Raw genomic sequence first — 18,653 nt, 5'->3', positions numbered from 1 at the left:
TATGGTAGCCCTATTTGACTGTCAAATAGGGGCCGTAGAACACCGACAGAAAAAGGGGCGCCGTAGCGCCCCTTCTTTGGCAGACCGGCGAGTAACTTACTCGACGATCTTGGCGACGACGCCGGCGCCGACGGTACGACCGCCTTCACGGATGGCGAAGCGCAGGCCGTCTTCCATGGCGATCGGCGCGATCAGCGTCACGACCATCTGGACGTTGTCGCCCGGCATGACCATCTCGACGCCTTCCGGCAGTTCGCAAGTACCAGTTACGTCAGTGGTACGGAAGTAGAACTGCGGACGATAGCCCTTGAAGAACGGCGTGTGACGACCGCCTTCTTCTTTGGACAGCACGTAGACTTCGGCTTCGAACTTGGTGTGCGGCTTGATGGAGCCCGGCTTGGCCAGAACCTGGCCACGCTCGACGTCATCGCGCTTGGTACCACGAAGCAGTGCACCGATGTTCTCGCCAGCACGACCTTCGTCGAGCAGCTTGCGGAACATCTCGACACCGGTAACGGTTGTCTTGGTGGTGTCGTGGATACCGACGATTTCGACTTCTTCGCCGGACTTGACCAGACCACGCTCGACACGACCGGTAACAACGGTACCGCGACCGGAGATGGAGAAGACGTCTTCGATCGGCATCAGGAACGGCTGATCGATCGCGCGCTCCGGCTCCGGGATGTACTCGTCAAGCGCCTTGATCAGGCTGGAGACGGCAGTCGTACCCATACCGTTGTCGTCCTTGCCTTCCAGCGCCATCAGCGCGGAACCAATGACGATCGGCGTGTCGTCGCCCGGGAAGTCGTACTCGTTGAGGAGTTCACGAACTTCCATTTCGACCAGCTCGAGGAGCTCTTCGTCGTCGACCATGTCCGCTTTGTTCAGGAACACGACGATGTACGGAACGCCGACCTGACGCGACAGCAGGATGTGCTCGCGAGTCTGCGGCATCGGGCCGTCAGCGGCGGAACAGACCAAGATCGCGCCGTCCATCTGCGCAGCACCGGTGATCATGTTCTTGACGTAGTCAGCGTGGCCCGGGCAGTCGACGTGTGCGTAGTGACGCACGTCCGACTGGTACTCAACGTGAGCGGTAGCGATGGTGATACCGCGCTCACGCTCTTCCGGAGCGTTGTCGATGGACGCAAATTCGCGCCAGTCACCGCCGAAAACTTCGGCGGAGACGCGAGTCAGCGCAGCTGTCAGCGTCGTCTTACCATGGTCGACGTGACCGATGGTGCCGACGTTGACGTGCATTTTGGAGCGTTCAAATTTTTCCTTAGCCACTGCTATAACCTCTTTACGTTAGCTAACGGTTAACCGTTCTGATTGATGACGGCATCAACGACGCTGTTGGGCGCCTCTTCGTAGTCCGCAAACTCCATGGTGTAGCTTGCGCGGCCCTGAGTCTGAGAGCGCAGATCGGTTGCATAACCGAACATCTCAGCCAACGGCACCGTGGCACGGATGATCTTACCGGTCGGCGAGTCGTCCATACCCTGAACGAGGCCACGACGACGGTTGAGGTCGCCCATGACGTCACCCATGAAGTCTTCCGGGGTCACGACTTCGACCTTCATCACCGGCTCGAGCAGCACGGCCTTGGCTTTGCGAGCACCCTCTTTGATCGCCATCGAAGAGGCGACCTTGAACGCAGTCTCGTTAGAGTCCACGTCGTGGTAGGAGCCGTCGAACAGCGTGACCTTGACGTCAATCATCGGGTAGCCCGCGATGACACCGTTTTTCAACTGCTCGAAAGCTCCCTTCTCGACGGCGGGCACGTAGTCTTTCGGTACGACACCACCGACGATCTCGGACGCGAACTTGAAGTGAACGTCTTCTTCGTCCTCGCCCTTGTCCGCTTCGGTCAGCGGCTCGATGCGGAGCCAGACGTGACCGTACTGGCCGCGACCGCCCGACTGACGCACGAACTTGCCTTCCTGCTCGACCGACTGACGAATGGTCTCGCGGTAGGCGACCTGCGGCTTACCGATGTTCGCCTCGACCTTGAACTCGCGACGCATGCGGTCGACGAGGATATCGAGGTGAAGCTCACCCATCCCGGAGATGATGGTCTGGCCGGTCTCTTCATCAGTCTGCACGCGGAAGGACGGATCCTCCTGCGCCAGCTTGCCGAGCGCGACGCCCATCTTCTCCTGGTCGGCCTTGGACTTGGGCTCGACGGCAACCGAGATAACCGGCTCCGGGAACTCCATACGCTCGAGGACGATCTTGTCGTTCAGATCGCAGAGCGTGTCACCGGTGGTGACGTCCTTGAGGCCGATACAGGCGGCGATATCACCGGCGTAGACCTCTTTGATCTCCTCGCGGGAGTTGGAGTGCATCTGGACGATACGTCCGACGCGCTCCTTCTTGCTCTTCACGGAGTTGAAGATGCTGTCGCCGGACTTCAGGACGCCGGAGTAGACGCGCATGAAGGTCAGCGTACCGACGAACGGGTCGGTGGCAATCTTGAACGCCAGCGCGGAGAACGGCGCACTGTCGTCGGCCTCACGGGTCGCGATCGTTCCGTCCTTGTCGTCGAGTTCACCTTCGATCGCCTTGACTTCGGTCGGCGACGGCAGGTATTCGATGACGCAGTCGAGAACGGCCTGAACGCCCTTGTTCTTGAACGCCGAACCACAGGTCACGAGCACGATTTCATTGGCAAGCGTGCGGGCACGTAGACCCTGCTTGATCTCCTCGATGGTGAGATCACCCCCTTCGAGGTACTTGTCCATGAGCTCTTCGTTGGCTTCGGCGGCTGCCTCGACCATTTGCTCGCGGTACTTTTGGGCCGTTTCCTGCAGATCTTCCGGGATATCGACGAGATCATAGTTCATGCCGAAGTTGGCTTCGTCCCAGAGAATCGCCTTCATCTGGATCAGGTCGATAACACCCTTGAAGCCGTCTTCCGCACCCCAGTTGATCTGGATAGGAACGACGTTGGCACCGAGGCGCTGCTTGAGCTGGTCGATAACCATGAAGTAGTCGGCGCCGGCACGGTCCATCTTGTTGACGAACACCATGCGCGGAACTTCGTACTTGTTGGCCTGACGCCAAACGGTCTCGGTCTGCGGCTGGACGCCGGAGGAGCCGCACAGCACGACGACCGCACCGTCGAGAACACGCAGGGAACGTTCGACTTCGATCGTGAAGTCGACGTGTCCCGGCGTATCGATGATGTTGATACGGTGCTCGTCGAACTGCTTGCTCATACCCTGCCAGAAGCAGGTGGTCGCCGCAGACGTGATCGTGATGCCACGCTCCTGCTCCTGCTCCATCCAGTCCATGACGGCTGCGCCTTCATGGACTTCGCCGACCTTGTGGGACAGCCCGGTATAGAACAGGACACGCTCGGTGGTCGTCGTCTTGCCAGCATCGACGTGGGCGACGATACCGATATTGCGATAACGCTTGAGTGGTGTCTTGCGTGCCACGATGGAAGTCCCCGTTGTTTAGAAGCGGTAGTGTGAAAAGGCCTTGTTGGCGTCTGCCATGCGGTGCACGTCTTCACGCTTCTTCACGGCAGAACCCTTGCCTTCGGCAGCATCGAGCATTTCGCCGGCAAGACGTTGCGCCATGGTCTTTTCACCACGATTACGAGCCGCGTCGGCAAGCCAGCGCATGGCCAGCGCCTGACGGCGAGAGGGACGAACTTCCACCGGCACCTGGTAGGTGGCGCCGCCCACACGACGAGATTTGACCTCGACCATCGGCTGGATGGCTTCCAGCGCTTTGTCAAAGATGTCCAGCGGCGCTTCGCTATTACGCTCGGCAACCCTGTCCAACGCACCGTAAACGATGCGCTCAGCTACGGACTTCTTGCCGCTGATCATCAGATGATTCATGAACTTGGCCAGGCGCTCACTTCCGAACTTGGGATCCGGAAGGATCTCGCGCTTAGCGACAACTCTTCTTCTTGGCATGATAAGCCCTCGAATATAAGGGTCGTTCAGGTAAACCCGGCACCAAGCGCGCAAAAGACGCGCCGAAGACCGACCTTACTCTTATCGGACCGATAGTGAATGGTGTGGACGACGCCCAGGCATTACGCCTTCGGACGTTTGGTACCGTACTTGGAACGGCCCTGACGACGGTTCTGGACACCGGAGGTGTCGAGCGCGCCGCGAACGGTGTGATAGCGCACACCCGGCAAATCCTTGACGCGGCCGCCACGGATCAGAACAACGGAGTGTTCCTGCAGGTTGTGGCCTTCACCGCCGATATAAGAAGCGACTTCGAAACCGTTGGTCAGGCGCACGCGGCAAACCTTACGCAGGGCCGAGTTCGGCTTCTTCGGGGTAGTGGTGTAGACGCGGGTGCAAACCCCACGACGTTGCGGGCAAGCCTGAAGCGCCGGCACGTCGCTAGTCTCGACGGGGCGCTTGCGCGGCTTGCGCACGAGCTGGTTAATCGTTGCCATAGTCTTTAGCTGACTCCAATGGGTTGCCTTGCCTTATGTTGGGCCGCCCATACACACGGGCTGGAGCACCCCAAACATAAAGGCTGCGCATTCTAATCAGTTGTCGCCAGACCCGTCAAGGCTGCCCGCCCCCTGGGGCGCGGACAGCCTCGGATCTTGGCTTACAGGTCGTCGTCGTCGGCGTCCAGCGCGGTGAGCTGTGCACCGAGCTCCTGCTCGACGTCGAACGCGGAGGGTGCGAGCGTGTGCTCGGACTCTTCACGCTTGCGGCGACGTTCATCGTGGTGCGCGAGCCCCGTACCGGCCGGAATCAGACGCCCAACCACGACGTTCTCCTTCAGGCCGCGCAGGTAGTCGCGCTTGCCGGTTACCGCGGCTTCGGTCAGCACGCGAGTCGTCTCCTGGAACGAAGCCGCGGAGATGAACGACTCGGTGGCGAGCGAGGCCTTGGTGATACCCAGCAGCTGGCGCTCGTACTTGGCCGGGAACTTCTCGTTCTGCTCGAGGCGCACGTTCTCTTCGAGCACGCGAACCAGTTCGACCTGGTCGCCCGGGATGAAGGTGGAGTCACCGGCATCGGTGATCTCGACCTTACGCAGCATCTGACGCACGATCACTTCGATGTGCTTGTCGTTGATGCTGACGCCCTGCAGACGGTAGACGTCCTGGATCTCGACGGTGATGTACTTGGCCAGCTCTGCCACGCCCAGCAGCCGCAGGATGTCGTGCGGGTTGCTCGGGCCGTCGGAGATCACTTCGCCCTTCTCGACGGTCTCGCCTTCGAACACGCCGATCTGACGCCATTTCGGGATCAGCATCTCCAGCGGATCGCCCTCTTCCGGGGTGATCGTCAGACGACGCTTGCCCTTGGTCTCCTTGCCGAAGCTGATCGTACCGCTGATCTCGGCGAGGATGGATGGCTCTTTCGGCTTACGCGCCTCGAACAGATCGGCGACACGCGGCAGACCACCGGTGATGTCCTTGTTACCGGACGCCTCGAGCGGAATACGCGCGATCACCTCACCCACACCGATTTCGGCACCGTTCTCGACGGAGACGATGGCGCGACCCGGCAGCAGGTACTGTACCGGCGTGTTGGAGCCCGGCAGCGTGACATGCTCGCCGCTCTCGCCGACCAGCATGATCATCGGACGCTTGTCGCGGCCGGACGCCGGGCGAGCGGCGGATTCGATCACTTCGATGTTCGACAGACCGGTCATCTCGTCGACCGTGCGGGTCATCGTGACGCCGTCGGTCATGTCGGTGAACTGGGCATTACCCTTCACCTCGGCCACGACCGGGTGGGTGTGCGGATCCCACTTGGCGACGACCTGACCCCCTTCAACGAGATCGCCCTCCTTGACGGAGAGTTCGGCGCCGTAAGGCAGCTTGTAGTACTCACGCTCGCGGCCATGGTCGTCAGCGACGGCCAGTGCACTGGAGCGCGATACCACGATGAGCTTGCCATCGGCACGCTCGACCGACTTGATGTTGTGCAGGCGCACGCTGCCGCCATGCTTGACCTGAACGCTGTCCACGGCCGAGGCACGCGATGCCGCACCACCGATGTGGAACGTACGCATGGTCAGCTGGGTACCCGGCTCGCCGATCGACTGCGCGGCGATGACACCGACCGCTTCACCGACGTTGACCTGGTGCCCGCGGGCCAGATCGCGACCGTAGCAGGAGGAGCAGACGCCGTGAGACGTCTCGCAGCTAATCGGGCTGCGCACGATGATCTCGTCGACACCCATGGTGTCGAGCTCTTCGCACCAGGCTTCGTCGAGCAGCGTGCCCCTGGCGATCAACACCTCTTCGGTCTGCGGATCGATGACGTCCTGCGCGACCACGCGGCCCAGCACACGCTGTGCCAGCGAGACGATGACATCGCCGCCTTCGATCACCGGGTGCAGCGTCAGGCCACGTTCGGTGCCGCAATCGGTCTCGGTGATGACCAGATCCTGCGCCACGTCGACGAGACGACGCGTCAGGTAACCGGAGTTGGCCGTCTTGAGTGCCGTATCCGCGAGACCTTTACGCGCACCGTGGGTCGAGATGAAGTACTGGAGTACGTTCAGACCTTCACGGAAGTTCGCGGTGATCGGCGTCTCGATGATCGAGCCGTCCGGCTTGGCCATCAGGCCACGCATCCCCGCGAGCTGACGAATCTGGGCCGCGCTACCACGGGCACCGGAGTCGGCCATGATGAAGACGCTGTTGAACGAGTCCTGCTCGACCTGGTTGCCTTCGCTATCGGTGACGACTTCTTTCGAGATCACCGACATCATCGCCTTGGCGACCTTGTCGTTGGCCTTGGACCAGATATCGATGACCTTGTTGTACTTCTCGCCCGCGGTCACGAGACCGGAGGAGAACTGGTCTTCGATCTCTTTGACCTCTTCCTCGGCGGCGTCGACGATCTCCGCCTTGGCATCCGGGATGACGAAGTCGTTGACGCCGATGGACGCGCCGGACCAGGTTGCCAGACGGAAGCCGGTGTACATCAGCTGATCGGCAAAGATGACCGCGTCCTTGAGACCGGTACGCCGGTAGACCTCGTTGATCAGCCCGGAGATCGCCTTTTTCTTCATCGGACGATCGACCAGCTCGAACGGCATGCCTTTCGGCAGAATCCGGAACAGCAGGGCACGACCGACGGTCGTCTCCTTGATCGAGGTCGTCTCGGTCAGCTCGGTGATCTCGCCGTCTTTCTCGTCGGAGAGCCACTCGGTCAGACGCACTTTGACCCGCGCATGCAGCGACACGTTCTGGGTCGAGAAGGCGCGATCCAGCTCGTTCAGGTTGGAGAACGCCTTGCCTTCGCCCTGGGCACCGATGCGTTCGCGGGTCATGTAGTAGAGACCCAGCACCACGTCCTGCGACGGCACGATGATCGGCTCGCCGTTGGCCGGTGACAGCACGTTGTTCGTGGACATCATCAGCGTGCGCGCTTCGAGCTGGGATTCCAGCGTCAGCGGCACGTGGACGGCCATCTGGTCACCGTCGAAGTCGGCGTTGTACGCGGCGCAGACCAGCGGGTGCAGCTGGATCGCCTTACCTTCGATCAGCAGCGGCTCGAACGCCTGGATACCCAGACGGTGGAGCGTCGGCGCGCGGTTGAGCAGCACCGGGTGCTCGCGAATGACGTCAGCGAGGATGTCCCACACTTCCGGCAGCTCGCGCTCGACCATCTTCTTGGCGGCCTTGATCGTGGACGCCTGCCCGCTGCCTTGCAGCTTGGAATAGATGAACGGCTTGAACAGCTCCAGCGCCATCTTCTTCGGCAGACCACACTGATGCAGACGCAGAGTCGGGCCGACGGTAATGACGGAACGACCGGAGTAGTCGACGCGCTTACCCAGCAGGTTCTGACGGAAACGTCCCTGCTTGCCCTTGATCATGTCGGCGAGCGACTTGAGCGGGCGCTTGTTGGAGCCGGTGATGGCACGACCGCGACGACCGTTGTCGAGCAGCGCGTCCACCGATTCCTGCAGCATGCGCTTCTCGTTGCGCACGATGATGTCCGGCGCATTGAGGTCGAGCAGCCGCTTGAGGCGGTTGTTGCGGTTGATCACGCGGCGGTACAGATCGTTGAGATCCGACGTCGCGAAACGACCGCCATCCAGCGGCACCAGCGGACGCAGGTCAGGCGGCAGCACCGGCAGCACTTCCATGACCATCCACGCCGGCGCATTGCCGGACTTGTAGAAGGCTTCCAGCAGCTTCAGCCGCTTGGAAAGCTTCTTGATCTTGGTCTCGGAGTTGGTCTGCGGAATCTCTTCGCGCAGCCGCTCGATCTCTTCTTCGAGATCGATGTCCTTGAGCAGCGCCTGAACGGCTTCGGCACCCATGCGGGCATCGAAGTCGTCACCGAACTCTTCGAGCGCTTCGAAATACTGTTCGTCGTTGAGCAGCTGACCGCGTTCGAGCGTGGTCATGCCCGGATCAACGACCACGAAGGATTCAAAGTAGAGCACGCGCTCGATGTCACGCAGGGTCATGTCGAGGAACATGCCGATGCGCGACGGCAACGATTTCAGAAACCAGATGTGGGCAACCGGCGAAGCCAGCTCGATGTGGCCCATGCGCTCACGGCGCACCGCCGCCTTGGTGACTTCGACGCCGCACTTTTCACAGATAATGCCACGGTGCTTCATGCGCTTGTACTTGCCGCAGAGGCACTCGTAATCCTTGACCGGCCCGAAGATCTTGGCGCAGAACAGACCGTCACGCTCAGGCTTGAACGTACGGTAGTTGATGGTCTCCGGCTTTTTGACTTCACCGTATGACCAGGAGCGAATCATTTCCGGCGACGCGAGAGTGATCTTGATCGCGTCGAACTCGTCAGATTGCGCCTGTGACTTTAGGACTTTCACCAAATCTTTCATGGGATCGCTCCGTTGCGGAGTTGTCATGAGCGGGGCCGCGATTCACTCGCCGGCCCCGCAACCCGTCGCTTGCTATCGACTGTGCCGGTCTTAGCTTTCCAATTCGATGTCGATACCCAGCGAACGGACCTCCTTCACCAGCACATTGAAGGATTCCGGCATGCCGGCCTGCATAGTGTGGTCGCCGTCGACGATGCTCTTGTACATCTTGGTACGTCCTTCAACGTCGTCGGACTTCACGGTCAGCATTTCCTGCAGCGTATAGGCGGCACCGTAGGCTTCGAGGGCCCACACCTCCATCTCACCGAAGCGCTGACCACCGAACTGCGCCTTGCCGCCCAGCGGCTGCTGGGTGACCAGCGAGTAGGAGCCGGTGGAGCGTGCGTGCATCTTGTCGTCGACCAGGTGGTTGAGCTTGAGCATGTACATGTAGCCCACGGTCACCGGCCGGTCGAACGACTCGCCTGTACGTCCGTCGAACAGCGTCATCTGACCCGACTCGGGGATGTCCGCAAGCTCGAGCAGGTGCTTGATCTCGTGCTCCTTGGCGCCGTCGAAGACCGGCGTCGCCATCGGCACACCGCCCTTGAGGTTCTTCGCCAGCGCGATGACTTCGTCATCGGTCAGCGAGTCGATATCCTCAAGGCGAGTCCCCGGGGTGTTGTACACCTGACCCAGGAAGTCACGGATCTCCTTGAGCTGCTGGCCACGAGCGTCACGCAGCATCGCATCGATCTTCACACCCAAGCCGCGTGCCGCCATGCCCAGGTGGGTCTCGAGGATCTGCCCCACGTTCATGCGCGACGGCACACCCAGCGGGTTGAGAACCACGTCGACCGGCTCGCCCTTCTCATCGAACGGCATGTCCTCGATCGGCATGATCGCGGAGATGACACCCTTGTTACCGTGACGACCGGCCATCTTGTCGCCCGGCTGGATGCGACGCTTGACGGCCAGGTAGACCTTGACGATCTTGAGCACGCCCGGCGCAAGGTCATCGCCCTGCGTGAGCTTGCGCTTTTTGTCCTCGAAGCGCTCGTCCATCTCCTTGCGGCGATTTTCCAGCTGCTCGTCGGCCTGGGCGAGCAGCTCGTTGAGGCTCTCGTCCTGCATGCGCAGCTTGAACCACTGCTGACGCGGCAGTTCGTCGAGGTATTCCTCGCTCAGCAAGTCGCCTTTCTTGAGCTTGGGACCGCCGTTGACCGGCTGGCCGTCGAGCATCCGCTTGATACGCTCGAAGGTCGCCTCTTCCGCAATACGGAAGGTCTCCTGCAGATCGCGGCGAACCTCGTCGAGCTGCTGCTCTTCGATGGAGAGCGCACGGGAGTCCTTCTCGACGCCATCGCGGGTAAAGACCTGCACGTCGATGACAGTCCCGCGCATGCCGGTCGGCGCGCGCAGCGACGTGTCTTTCACATCGCTGGCTTTCTCGCCAAAGATCGCTCTCAGGAGCTTCTCTTCCGGCGTGAGCTGGGTTTCGCCCTTCGGCGTCACCTTGCCGACCAGAATGTCACCGGCGCCGACTTCCGCCCCGATGTAGACCACGCCCGCTTCATCCAGCTTGGAGAGCGCGGACTCGCCAACGTTGGGAATATCCGACGTGATCTCTTCAGCACCCAGCTTGGTGTCGCGGGAGACGCAGGTCAGTTCCTGGATGTGGATCGTGGTGAAACGGTCGTCCTCAACCACGCGCTCGGAGACGAGGATGGAATCCTCGAAGTTGTAGCCGTTCCACGGCATGAACGCGAGACGCATGTTCTGACCGAGTGCCAGATCACCCATGTCGACGGACGGACCGTCGGCGAGGATGTCACCACGGGCGACGCGGTCGCCCGGGCGGACGATCGGACGCTGGTTCTGGCAGGTGTTCTGGTTCGAACGCACGTACTTGGTCAGATTGTAGATGTCGACACCGGCTTCACCGCCGATGATCTCATCTTCACTGATCCGGACCACAATGCGCTTGGCATCGACGGAGTCGATCACGCCACCGCGGCGGGCCACGGCACAGACACCGGAATCACGGGCGACGAAGCGCTCCATGCCGGTACCGACGAGCGGCTTGTCGGCGCGCAGTGTCGGCACAGCCTGACGCTGCATGTTCGCCCCCATCAGGGCGCGGTTGGCGTCATCGTGCTCGAGGAACGGGATCAGGGCTGCGGCCACCGAGACCACCTGACGCGGGGAGACGTCCATCAGGGTCACCTTGTCCGGTGCCATGAAGGTGGTCTCGCCCTTGTGACGAACCTGGACCAGGTCATCAGCGAGCTTGCCCGCCTCGTCCACCGTGGCCGAGGCCTGAGCGATGATGAAGTCGCCCTCCTCGATCGCCGAGAGGTGAACGACGTCGTCAGTGAGCTGGCTGTCCACGACCTTGCGGTAGGGCGTCTCGAGGAAGCCGTAGCTGTTGGTCTTGGAGTAGGTCGCCAGCGAGTTGATAAGGCCGATGTTCGGGCCTTCCGGCGTCTCGATCGGGCAGAGACGGCCATAGTGCGTGGCGTGAACGTCACGCACCTCGAAACCGGCACGCTCACGGGTCAGACCACCCGGCCCGAGAGCGGATACGCGACGCTTGTGCGTGACCTCGGAGAGCGGGTTGTTCTGGTCCATGAACTGCGAGAGCTGGCTGGAACCGAAGAACTCTTTCACCGCCGCCGCGACGGGCTTGGCGTTGATCAGGTCCTGCGGCATCAGGCCTTCGCTCTCCGCCATGGAGAGACGCTCCTTGACCGCACGCTCGACGCGCACGAGACCGACACGGAACTGGTTCTCTGCCATCTCACCGACACAGCGGATACGACGGTTGCCCAGGTGGTCGATGTCGTCGACTTCGCCAAAGCCGTTACGGATGTTGATCAGCTCTTTGAGGACGTCGAGGATGTCCTGGTTATCGAGCACGCCGGAGCCCGTGTCGCCTTCGCGACGCAGACGGCGGTTGAACTTCATCCGGCCGACGCCCGACAGGTCGTAGCGGTCTTCGGTGAAGAACAGGTTGTGGAACAGCGTCTCGGCCGCTTCCTTGGTGGGCGGCTCGCCGGGACGCATCATGCGATAGATCTCGACCAGCGCTTCCAGCGCCGAACGCGTGGTATCCACCTTCAGCGTGTCGGAGATGAACGAACCGGCGTCCAGATCGTTGGTGTAGAGCGTTTCGAGCTTGGTGACACCGCCCTGGCCCAGCTTCTCGATCAGCTCGGCAGTGATTTCGGTGTTGCACTCGCAGATCAGCTCGCCCGTGTTGGCATCGACCTGATCCTTCGCCAGCGTCTTGCCGAAGAGGTAGTCGAGCGGCACTTGCAGGCGCTCGAGACCGGCGCTCTCCATCTGACGGATGTGCTTCTGCGTGACGCGACGGCCCTCTTCGACGATGACGTTGCCGTCATTGTCCTGAATGTCGAAGGTGGCAGTCTCGCCACGAAGACGCGAAGGCACCAGCTCCACATAGACGCCCTGGGGCTCGATGTGGAAGGTGCTGCTCTCGAAGAAGGTATCGAGAATCTCTTCGGAGCTCATGCCGAGCGCGCGCATCAGCACCGTTGCCGGGAGCTTGCGGCGGCGGTCGATACGCACGTAGACGTTGTCTTTCGGGTCGAACTCGAAATCCAGCCAGGAGCCGCGGTAAGGAATGATGCGCGCGGAATAAAGCAGCTTCCCGGAGGAGTGGCTCTTACCCTTGTCGTGATCAAAGAACACGCCCGGCGAACGGTGGAGCTGGGAGACGATGACGCGCTCGGTGCCGTTGACCACGAACGTACCATTCTCAGTCATCAGGGGGATTTCCCCCATGTAGACTTCCTGCTCCTTGATGTCCTTGATGGCCTTGTTCGACGACTCTTTGTCGTAGATGATCAGGCGGACTTTGACGCGCAGCGGTGCCGAGTAGGTCACGCCGCGCAGCTGGCACTCCTTGACGTCGAACGACGGCGTGCCAAAGCGATAGCTCACGTACTCGAGCGCCGCATTACCCGAAAAGCTCTCGATCGGGAACACGGATTTGAACGCCGCGTTAAGGCCGGTGTCGAGACGCTCTTCCGGCGCCCGGTCCTGCTGGAGGAAGTCGTAATAGGAATCAAGCTGGATGGCCAGCAGGTAGGGCACATCCATTACTTGAGGCAGTTTGCCGAAATCCTTGCGGATGCGTTTTTTCTCAGTGTATGAGTAAGCCATCTGTATTCCCCAGCTTGTTCACCATGGGTGACCGGTGCGTGGTCGGCGCTCCCCAACGGGAGTGACCCCGTTAGGCGCTGACGGCAAGCTCCCAAAGAGAGCTCGCCGTCGGAATTCGTCTAGTGGCTGCAACCCCGTATTGGGGGAACCCAATCCAGGTGGTCTGACGCCAGGCTAGCAAAAACAGAAAAAGGCCGGCAGCGGGGAGGCCCGCCACCAGCCGTGGCGCTTACGCAGCGCGTGGAACCGTTGGCACGGAGTTACTTGAGCTCCACGCTTGCGCCAGCTTCTTCCAGTTTCTTCTTAGCTTCTTCGGCGTCGTCCTTGGACAGACCTTCCTTCAGCGTCGCCGGCGCGCCGTCGACGGCACCCTTGGCTTCTTTCAGGCCGAGACCGGTGATTTCGCGGACGACCTTGATGACGTTGACTTTCTTGTCACCGGCAGCGGTCAGCACGAGAGAGAACTCGGTCTGCTCTTCTTCAGCAGCGGCGTCACCGCCACCCGGGCCAGCGACAACCGCTGCGGCTGCAGACACGCCGAACTTCTCTTCCATTGCAGAAACCAGTTCCGCAACTTCCATCACGGTCATTTCAGCAACGGCGTTGATGATGTCTTCTTGAGAAAGTGCCATTTTCAATTTCCTAAACTTTGCGGCGCCCTGACCGGTTTCGGTCACGCGCTCATTGATTCAAACATCGACTCGATTCGTATCGACAGACCGTCGATCAGGCAGCTTCTTCCTGCTTCTGATCACGAACGGCGGCAATCGTACGAACCAGCTTGCCGGCAGAAGCTTCCTTCATGACGGACATCAGCTTGGCGATCGCTTCATCGTAAGTCGGCAGCGTTGCCAGACGATCGAGCTCAGCGGCCGGGATCATCTCACCTTCGTAGGCCAGCGCTTTGACTTCGAATTCCTTCTGCGTCTTGCCGAATTCCTTGAACAGCCGCGCGGCAGCGCCCGGGTGATCGTAGGAAAAGGCCAGAAGCGTCGGACCTGCGAAGCTATCGTTCAGGCACTCCCAAGAAGTGCCCGACAGCGCGCGGCGTGCCAGCGTGTTGCGAACAACACGAATCTGGACGCCATTCTCGCGTGCCTGTTTGCGCAGATCGGTCATTGCGCTAACAGTCACACCACGAGAATCGGCAACTACGACGGAAAGAGCGTCCTTAGCGGCTTCACTGACCTCGGCAACGATTGCTTTCTTGCCTTCGAGTGCTAGTGGCACAGTGGTTACTCCTTCGTGCCGGGGGCGAAAAATCGCGACCCGGTGGTTACCATCTCTTTCACCCTACAGCGGTGAAAGTCTTGGATGATGGCTGCACACCGTGAACGGCGAGCCACACCATCTGCGCAGGCACCTTACGGCGATTAAGAGGCGCCCTGCCCGGCCACTTGGCCGTCGGGCGCATCACCTGCGGTCTTTGACGGTGCCCCGCCCCACAACGCCCCTTTCGAGGCGGCGCACGGGGACCGCAAAGTTACTGCTCGTTGGTCGATCACACGTAGCTGCTGTGATCGACGGTCAGGCCAGGACCCATGGTGCTCGAGAGGGTCATCTTCTTGAGATAGATGCCTTTCGAGGTGCTGGGCTTGAGGCGCTTGAGATCGTTGACCAGCGCTTCCAGGTTGCCTTTGATGGCATCCGCGGAGAAGTCGACTTGGCCGATCGAGGCATGGATGATGCCGTTCTTGTCCGTACGGAAACGCACCTGACCTGCCTTGGCGTTCTTGACCGCGGTGGCAACGTCGGGCGTCACGGTGCCGACCTTCGGGTTCGGCATCAGGCCGCGCGGGCCCAGGATCTGACCCAGCTGGCCGACGACACGCATAGCATCCGGCGCGGCGACGACGACGTCGAAGTCCAGATTGCCCTTCTTGACTTCTTCGGCCAGGTCGTCCATGCCGACGATATCGGCACCGGCTTCCTTGGCGGCGTCGGCTGCGGCGCCCTGTGCAAACACGGCAACGCGAACGTCACGACCGGTGCCGTTCGGCAGCACGGTAGCGCCACGGACGACCTGGTCGGATTTGCGCGGATCGACACCCAAGTTGATGGCGACCTCGACGGACTCCTTGAACTTGACCGTGGAAACGTCGGACAGCACGGAGACCGCGTCTTCGAGAGAGTAGACCTTACCCAGCTCGACCTTCTCGCGGATCATCTGAGTGCGCTTCGAGAGCTTTGCCATGATCAGAGGCCCTCCACGTTGAGGCCCATACTACGGGCGCTGCCTGCGATGGTGCGAACGGCGGCGTCGAGATCGGCAGCCGTCAGATCCGGCTCCTTGGTCTTGGCGATCTCTTCGAGCTGGTCGCGGGTCACGGTGCCGACCTTGGTCTTGTTCGGCACGCCAGAACCGGATTTGATGCCGGCTGCTTTCTTGAGCAGAACGGCCGCCGGCGGCGTCTTAGTCACGAACGTGAAGCTACGGTCGCTGTAGACAGTGATCACGACCGGGGTCGGCAGACCCACTTCCATTTCCTGCGTGGCGGCATTGAACGCCTTACAGAATTCCATGATGTTCACACCGTGCTGACCCAGCGCGGGGCCGACGGGGGGACTCGGATTTGCCTTACCGGCTGCGACCTGCAGCTTGATGTAGGCTTGAACTTTCTTAGCCATTGAGGACTCCAGTTGGGTAGTAGCGCCTTGCGGCTCCCCGGTTCAGTCGGCACCTGCCGACGACAACAGCGCAACGCCATAGGCGCTGCGCTCTCGTGATATTCAGATAATGCTCAGTCCTTGACGACTTGAGCAAACTCGAGCTCGACCGGCGTGGATCGACCGAAGATCAACACGCTGACCTGCAGCCGGCTCTTTTCGTAGTTCACTTCTTCGACGACCCCATTGAAGTCGGCGAAGGGACCGTCCACCACACGCACCGTCTCGCCCGGCTCGAACAGTGTCTTCGGCCGCGGCTTGTCGGTACCGTCCTGCACACGACGCAGGATGGCGTCCGCTTCCTTTTCTGTGATCGGTGCCGGCTTCTCCGGCGTGCCACCGATGAACCCCATGACGCGTGGCGTTTCATTCACCATGTGCCACGTGCGCTCGCTCATCTCCATCTCGACGAGCACGTAACCCGGGTAGAACTTACGCTCGCTCTTGCGCTTCTTGCCGTCGCGCATCTCGACGACTTCTTCGGTCGGAACCAGGATCTCACCAAACTGATCCTGCAGCTCATAGAGCTTGACGCGCTCATTCAGTGAGCGCATGACCTGTTTTTCGAACCCGGAATAGGCGTGAACAACGTACCAACGCTTGGACATGAAAACTCCTAGCCAATAATTCCGGACATCGCCCAACCGAGGACGGTATCAATGAGCCACAGCAGCAAGCCCACGACCAGCACGGCTGCAAGAACGATCAGAGTCGTTTGAATGGTTTCCTGGCGCGTCGGCCAGACCACACGCTGAATCTCGCGTTTCGACCCTCTCGCAAGCTCCATCAGAGCCTGCCCTTTGGTTGTCGTCAGCGCGATGGCGGCAGCCGCCACACAGATGATTACGACACCCAGCACGCGATACAACAGGGGCTGATCGGCAAACCACGCATTGCCGGCAACCGCGACCGCAAGCATCGCCACCACGACGACCCACTTGGGAATATCGTGACGAGACTCTTGCACCTCGGCGTTGTGCTTCATGAAAACTCCTCAACTCAAGGCGCGGCAAGCAAACATGACAAGCTATCAAACACTAGCCAGTCTGGGGAAGACTGGCAGGCCAGGAGGGAATCGAACCCCCAACCTGCGGTTTTGGAGACCGCTGCTCTGCCAATTGAGCTACTGGCCTGCAACTTTGACCGGGAAGCACCCGGAAATTTGGAGGGCGCTATAATAGCGGGTTTCTGACATGCAACGCAAACTCAGAAACACTTTTTCCACTAAAAAAGCGAGCCATTGCTCGCTTTCTCGTTTCCAAGATCCGAAACAGTGGAGCTCATGGACGGAATTGAACCGTCGACCTCACCCTTACCAAGGGTGTGCTCTACCCCTGAGCTACATGAGCTTATCTTTCACCGACCGCATCAACTGGAGCGGGTAGTGGGAATCGAACCCACACCATCAGCTTGGAAGGCTGAGGTTCTACCATTGAACTATACCCGCCTACCCGCTCTGATTTCGGCTTGCCGAAACAGCGCGGCAACGTCAATCATAAATCTGGTGGAGGGGGAAGGATTCGAACCTTCGAAGCTTTCGCGGCAGATTTACAGTCTGCTCCCTTTGGCCACTCGGGAACCCCTCCGTACCGGCAGCAAATTCTACCTTGCTGCTTCGTCATGTCAAGCCATTGTTTTTACTACTTTAACAATGGACCCAACAGACCGCCTTGCATTCAAGGCGGGGCGCATTATGCCAAAGGAGAGATGCCGATGCAACGATCACGTCGATCTTCTCGATGCTTATCTTGCGTCGCGGCTGGGGCGGATACTGACCTCGCCCCCGGTCAAGGCATGGCGCTGGTCATCGACCAGGACGATCAGGTTGCCTTTGGCATCGACCTCCAGTGCCCTCGCGTCGTACCCCTCACCGCCTTGATGAATATGCACCTCGCGATTCGCGTAGGCATGCCTTCGGTTCCAGGCCGACTGCCAGGCCGCAAAGCCATCGTGCGCAAAGCCCGGGAGCAGCTCGATCAAGGCTTCGATCAGCACAGCCGCCAGTTGATTGCGCGAGGGCTGCGCCTCCAGCACGTCGGTCAATGCCCCTGCGGGCTGCCCGGCAGCTCGTCTCCCCGCCTCGCTCAACCCGACATTGAGGCCGATACCGATCACTACCTCACATGGCCCTTCGACGTCCCCTGTCACCTCAAGCAGGATCCCGGCTAATTTGCGCCACTCCCCCTTCACGTCGATCAGCAGATCGTTGGGCCATTTCAGCCCGGCCTTCACGCCGATGTTTTCCATGACCTCGGCAAGCTTGACGCCGACCGCAAGACTCAACCCTTCAAGGGCAGCGACGCCACCGTCGAATCGCCACCCCATGGAAAGGATAAGACCTCGGCCCCAGGAGGCACTCCAGGCCTTTCCACGACGCCCCCGACCCGCCGTCTGGCTCTCGGCCAGGCAGACTTCCGCGTGCCCTGCCCCCTGCTGGAAACGCTCACGGAGAAAGGTATTGGTCGAATCCACCACGTCTTCGATGAATAAGCGCTTCAAGTGCTGGCGAGGCTCCGCTGCCAGGTGCGAGACGATAGTTGCCCCGTTCAGCGAGTCGACACGATCGACCAGGCGATACCCCCTCCCCTTCACCGCCTCGAGCGGTAGATCCATTGCCTCTAGTTTCTGCAACTGCTTCCAGATAGCCGTTCGCGACACACCGAAGTAATCGCCCAGCTGCTGCCCCGAATGGTAGTGGCCGTCGCCGAGTAAGCGAATGAGATCTCCAATACCCATGCAGCGTCATCCAATGGTCAAAAGCGCATTCTAGCGAAGTTCGCGGGTTGTCGATAACGGTGAAGAGGGATGCCTTCGCGTATTGCAGCAACGTCGTCATATCCGCGATGCCCGCCGCCTCAGCGCCTGTCGGATGCCGTGACGGTAACGATGCCTCCCGCGCGTCGTTAATCGACAACGGCGAAGGCCGCCCGAGAGACACAGGGCGCGCCTCCTGGCGGGCATTTCGGGGGGGGTATGACGGGAAAAATCTCAACGCCAGGGGC

General features: G+C 60.7%; 13 protein-coding genes and 4 tRNA genes. All 17 read right to left on the bottom strand.

Translation table 11 applies throughout. The annotated features are described in order from the left end of the window. Positions 1 to 96 precede the first annotated feature (96 nt). Entirely contained in the window at positions 97 to 1,290 is a 1,194-nt protein-coding gene (gene tuf / locus DOM41_RS14995) for an elongation factor Tu (protein WP_110687687.1), read from the bottom strand. Positions 1,291 to 1,319: 29 nt separating this feature from the next. After that, positions 1,320 to 3,443 (bottom strand): elongation factor G, encoded by a 2,124-nt coding sequence (fusA, locus tag DOM41_RS14990; RefSeq protein ID WP_110687686.1) that lies wholly within the window; start codon positions 3,441 to 3,443, stop codon positions 1,320 to 1,322. A gap of 18 nt (positions 3,444 to 3,461) precedes the next feature. After that, the gene (gene rpsG / locus DOM41_RS14985; RefSeq protein WP_110687685.1) at positions 3,462 to 3,932 is read right to left on the bottom strand and encodes a 30S ribosomal protein S7; all 471 of its coding nucleotides are present in this window, start codon (positions 3,930 to 3,932) and stop codon (positions 3,462 to 3,464) included. A gap of 122 nt (positions 3,933 to 4,054) precedes the next feature. Then, positions 4,055 to 4,429, bottom strand: coding sequence for a 30S ribosomal protein S12 (gene rpsL / locus DOM41_RS14980; RefSeq protein WP_110687684.1), 375 nt, complete (start codon positions 4,427 to 4,429; stop codon positions 4,055 to 4,057). A 161-nt stretch (positions 4,430 to 4,590) separates the two neighbouring features. Next, positions 4,591 to 8,817, bottom strand: coding sequence for a DNA-directed RNA polymerase subunit beta' (gene rpoC / locus DOM41_RS14975; RefSeq protein ID WP_110687683.1), 4,227 nt, complete (start codon positions 8,815 to 8,817; stop codon positions 4,591 to 4,593). 90 nt (positions 8,818 to 8,907) lie between these two features. Further along, positions 8,908 to 12,984 carry a DNA-directed RNA polymerase subunit beta gene (gene rpoB / locus DOM41_RS14970; protein ID WP_110687682.1) on the bottom strand — a complete coding sequence of 1,359 codons (4,077 nt, stop codon included), beginning with the start codon at positions 12,982 to 12,984 and terminating at the stop codon, positions 8,908 to 8,910. Positions 12,985 to 13,244: 260 nt separating this feature from the next. Then, positions 13,245 to 13,616 (bottom strand): 50S ribosomal protein L7/L12, encoded by a 372-nt coding sequence (rplL, locus tag DOM41_RS14965; protein ID WP_110687681.1) that lies wholly within the window; start codon positions 13,614 to 13,616, stop codon positions 13,245 to 13,247. A gap of 94 nt (positions 13,617 to 13,710) precedes the next feature. Continuing rightward, positions 13,711 to 14,214 carry a 50S ribosomal protein L10 gene (rplJ, locus tag DOM41_RS14960; protein WP_110687680.1) on the bottom strand — a complete coding sequence of 168 codons (504 nt, stop codon included), beginning with the start codon at positions 14,212 to 14,214 and terminating at the stop codon, positions 13,711 to 13,713. A 271-nt stretch (positions 14,215 to 14,485) separates the two neighbouring features. Then, complete coding sequence (gene rplA, locus DOM41_RS14955; RefSeq protein WP_110687679.1) at positions 14,486 to 15,178, bottom strand: 50S ribosomal protein L1; 693 nt, start codon at positions 15,176 to 15,178, stop codon at positions 14,486 to 14,488. Positions 15,179 to 15,180: 2 nt separating this feature from the next. Further along, a complete protein-coding gene (rplK, locus tag DOM41_RS14950) occupies positions 15,181 to 15,612 on the bottom strand; it encodes a 50S ribosomal protein L11 (protein WP_110669249.1) in 432 nt (143 codons plus the stop codon). A 113-nt stretch (positions 15,613 to 15,725) separates the two neighbouring features. Further along, a complete protein-coding gene (gene nusG / locus DOM41_RS14945; RefSeq protein WP_110687678.1) occupies positions 15,726 to 16,259 on the bottom strand; it encodes a transcription termination/antitermination protein NusG in 534 nt (177 codons plus the stop codon). An 8-nt stretch (positions 16,260 to 16,267) separates the two neighbouring features. Further along, positions 16,268 to 16,636 carry a preprotein translocase subunit SecE gene (gene secE, locus DOM41_RS14940; RefSeq protein ID WP_110687677.1) on the bottom strand — a complete coding sequence of 123 codons (369 nt, stop codon included), beginning with the start codon at positions 16,634 to 16,636 and terminating at the stop codon, positions 16,268 to 16,270. Positions 16,637 to 16,708: 72 nt separating this feature from the next. Continuing rightward, positions 16,709 to 16,784, bottom strand: a tRNA-Trp gene (locus DOM41_RS14935). A gap of 141 nt (positions 16,785 to 16,925) precedes the next feature. Continuing rightward, positions 16,926 to 17,000, bottom strand: a tRNA-Thr gene (locus DOM41_RS14930). 24 nt (positions 17,001 to 17,024) lie between these two features. Then, positions 17,025 to 17,098: transfer RNA gene (locus DOM41_RS14925), tRNA-Gly, on the bottom strand. 55 nt (positions 17,099 to 17,153) lie between these two features. Next, positions 17,154 to 17,237: transfer RNA gene (locus tag DOM41_RS14920), tRNA-Tyr, on the bottom strand. Positions 17,238 to 17,394: 157 nt separating this feature from the next. After that, positions 17,395 to 18,387: a biotin--[acetyl-CoA-carboxylase] ligase gene (locus DOM41_RS14915; protein ID WP_110687676.1), complete on the bottom strand. Its 993-nt coding sequence runs from the start codon at positions 18,385 to 18,387 to the stop codon at positions 17,395 to 17,397. Positions 18,388 to 18,653 lie beyond the last annotated feature (266 nt).

The sequence above is a fragment of the Salinicola aestuarinus genome (genome assembly GCF_003206645.1).
Lineage (GTDB): Bacteria > Pseudomonadota > Gammaproteobacteria > Pseudomonadales > Halomonadaceae > Salinicola > Salinicola aestuarinus.
The sequence above is the reverse complement of the archived record's forward strand: the minus strand, read 5'-3'. Positions and strand labels throughout refer to the sequence as shown.

Excerpts from the sequence above, each read along its gene's own strand:
- secE (WP_110687677.1), bottom strand. The coding sequence starts at position 16,636 with ATGAAGCACAACGCCGAGGTGCAAGAGTCTCGTCACGATATTCCCAAG.
- rpsG (WP_110687685.1), bottom strand. The coding sequence starts at position 3,932 with ATGCCAAGAAGAAGAGTTGTCGCTAAGCGCGAGATCCTTCCGGATCCC.
- rplA (WP_110687679.1), bottom strand. The coding sequence starts at position 15,178 with ATGGCAAAGCTCTCGAAGCGCACTCAGATGATCCGCGAGAAGGTCGAG.
- nusG (WP_110687678.1), bottom strand. The coding sequence starts at position 16,259 with ATGTCCAAGCGTTGGTACGTTGTTCACGCCTATTCCGGGTTCGAAAAA.
- rpoB (WP_110687682.1), bottom strand. The coding sequence starts at position 12,984 with ATGGCTTACTCATACACTGAGAAAAAACGCATCCGCAAGGATTTCGGC.
- rplL (WP_110687681.1), bottom strand. The coding sequence starts at position 13,616 with ATGGCACTTTCTCAAGAAGACATCATCAACGCCGTTGCTGAAATGACC.
- DOM41_RS14915 (WP_110687676.1), bottom strand. The coding sequence starts at position 18,387 with ATGGGTATTGGAGATCTCATTCGCTTACTCGGCGACGGCCACTACCAT.
- rpoC (WP_110687683.1), bottom strand. The coding sequence starts at position 8,817 with ATGAAAGATTTGGTGAAAGTCCTAAAGTCACAGGCGCAATCTGACGAG.
- rplK (WP_110669249.1), bottom strand. The coding sequence starts at position 15,612 with ATGGCTAAGAAAGTTCAAGCCTACATCAAGCTGCAGGTCGCAGCCGGT.
- rpsL (WP_110687684.1), bottom strand. The coding sequence starts at position 4,429 with ATGGCAACGATTAACCAGCTCGTGCGCAAGCCGCGCAAGCGCCCCGTC.